This window comes from Streptomyces sp. rh34, from assembly GCF_002551245.1.
Taxonomy (GTDB): Bacteria; Actinomycetota; Actinomycetes; order Streptomycetales; family Streptomycetaceae; genus Streptomyces.
The window spans coordinates 1-1,873 of the sequence record NZ_NTGZ01000502.1; the positions used below are offsets into that span (position 1 = coordinate 1).

Annotated in this window: 1 protein-coding gene and 1 pseudogene; both read left to right on the forward strand. The window is 76.5% G+C overall.

What is annotated here, in order from left to right; translation table 11 throughout:
• A pseudogene (locus tag CR470_RS37680) lies at window positions 1-279 on the forward strand (hypothetical protein); the annotation flags it as partial.
• A 184-nt stretch (window positions 280-463) separates the two neighbouring features.
• Window positions 464-1,831 carry a hypothetical protein gene (locus CR470_RS37685; RefSeq protein WP_097872245.1) on the forward strand — a complete coding sequence of 456 codons (1,368 nt, stop codon included), beginning with the start codon at window positions 464-466 and terminating at the stop codon, window positions 1,829-1,831.
• Window positions 1,832-1,873 lie beyond the last annotated feature (42 nt).

A 1,873-nucleotide genomic window follows, 5' to 3' on the forward strand; every position in this document is an offset into this window, starting at 1 on the left:
GTTCACGGGCATCCCGGCCGTCAGCGGATACCGCGCCCGGTCGGCGGCGCCCCGGTCCTGGAGACCTCGGCGCCGGCCTCCCTGCGCACGCCGACCCTGATCCTGCACGGCCCGGACGACACGATCGCCCCCTGGGACGCCTCCCGCGGGCTCGCCGCCCGCCGCCCGGATCTGGTCAGCCTCCACGCCGTACCGCAGGCTCCGCATGCGTCGATGTGGAACGCCGGCCCGGCCCGCTACGAGGAGACCCTGCGACGCTTCCTCACGCCCCTGATGTGAGCCGATGGGGTGAACTCTCCCGCTTGCCGCCGCACCGGGGGAACCTTTCCCGTACCGGTGAAACGCCTTCCGTTTGGGCTTTCGGGCCGTCAGGGGCAAGACTGCTCTCGTGACGTCCCGTACTCCGCGCGACTCCAGGCTGCGACTTGTCCGCCCGCGACCCCTCGCCACCGCCCGCAAGGCCGTGACGACCCGGCGTACCAGGCCGGCACCCCGGCCTCCCGAGGGCACCCCGCCCCGTACGGAACTGGCGCGCCAGGCCAGGGCGGTGCTCGCCGACGCCGTACGCATCGCCCACTGGGCGGCCGGCACGCCGGGGCCGGGTACCGCCGCCCCGCTCGCGGCGCACGCCCTCGAACGGGCGGCCACCGCTCTGGAACTCTCCCCGGCGCAGGTCCGCGCCGGCTGGGACCGGGCCCGGCTGGCCGGACTGATCGAACTGCACGGCGACACCGCCCGCCCCGGGTGGCGGCTGCGCGCCTGGGACCGGGACGACTCCGCCGTGCTCCGCGGCTGGGTGGCGCTCTTCGACGCCTGGTCGCTGGTCCACGCCGCCCCCGCGGACATCGAGGCGGGCGCGGTCGCCGAGGCCGTCGAGGCCGTGCCCCAGGTGCTTTCCCTCCTTCAGCTCTCCGCGGGGCCCGTCACCGTCCCCGCGCTGCTGGACCTGCTCGGCCAGCGCGTCGCCGAACTCCAGGAGGAGCGCTGCGAAGTGCCCCTGGGGCCCGGTCGAACCGCGCCCGCCGCCCCGGCGGAGTCCGATGCCCCCGCGGTGACCGCCGCCCGGACAGCGCCGGCCGAGAGCGCCGCCGGACCCGACCGGAGCGCCGGCCTCAACGCCCTGCTGCTCGACTGGGCCCTGGAGGGCCTCGCCGCCGTCGGGGCGCTGACGCTCGGCCAAGGGCACGCCACCCTCACCCCGCTCGGCAACTGGGCGGTCTGGGTCAAGCTGGAACAGATCTGCGTCGCCGCCCAGAGCCCGGCCGGGAACATCGAGCAGTCCGCCGCCGACATGCTCCTCGGCTGCGCCCGGCTCAGCCCCGGCCCGGCCCGCGACGAATACCGCGCCTGGCTCGCCGCCCGTACGGTCGGCAGCGCCGTCGCGGAACTGCTGGCCGTCGCCCGGGGCGAGGACGCGCTGCTGCGCGGACTGGCCTTCGAGGCACTGAGGGTCGTCGGCGCCCCCGCCGAACCCGAGGTCCGCGCCGTGCTCACCGAACCCTCGCTGCGGCCCTACGGGCTGCTCTGGCTCGCCGAGTACGAGGGCAACGACCCCGATGACGCCCAGGACGTCCTCAGCCGCGAGGAGGCCACCTGGCTCTGGGTCGACACCGCGGCCGCGGTCGCCGACCACGGCGAGACCGGGCTGCTGGTCCGCCACCTCGACTCCGCCGTCCAGGGAACCGTCCCGGCCCTGCTCGACGAGGTCAGGGCCGTCGGCCATCCGCGCACCGTCCAGGTCCTGGTTGCCCTGGCCGCGGCCCACCCGGACCCGGCCCTGGCCAAGGCGGTCCGCCGGGCCGCCTTCCAGGTGCACACCGGAGGAGCCTGAGGCCGCACCCCGGGCGGCACCGGGCGCCGCGCAAGGCCCGCT